This is a genomic window from Corynebacterium halotolerans (assembly GCF_050107895.1).
Taxonomy (GTDB): Bacteria; Actinomycetota; Actinomycetes; order Mycobacteriales; family Mycobacteriaceae; genus Corynebacterium; species Corynebacterium halotolerans_B.
Map to the genome: position 1 here is coordinate 1 of NZ_JBNILW010000054.1, position 372 is coordinate 372.

At 65.6% G+C, this 372-nt stretch carries 1 protein-coding gene; it reads right to left on the reverse strand.

The genetic code is table 11. The annotated features are described in order from the left end of the window. A partial coding sequence (locus ACQCVD_RS15520; RefSeq protein ID WP_426824680.1) for a DDE-type integrase/transposase/recombinase occupies nt 1-372 on the reverse strand: 372 nt, incomplete at both ends.

Sequence of the window (372 nt, forward strand, 5' to 3'; positions counted from 1 at the left end):
GCGGCCGATACGGCCTGGTGTACCGGTGCTCAACGCCGTCGCCGAGAGCATCGGCGAACGTGTGTGACCGGTAGCAGGCACCGTTATCGGTCATCACCTGCCGCACGGTGATCCCACAGCCGGCGAAAAAGCCCCGGGCCCGGGTCCAGAACCCGGCCGCGGTCTCTTTCTTCTCATCACCCAGGATCTCGGAGTACACCAGCCGGGAGTGATCGTCTACCGCGTGATGGAGATAGGAATACCCGCGTCCCGGGTTCGCACCCGCCCGGGTCTTCCTGCCACGGGCAACACCGGCCTGACGGTCTGGGGCAGATCCGCGTCCGTGGGCCCTCCAGCCACCACCGTCAGGAATGGTCCCGAGTTTCTTGATGT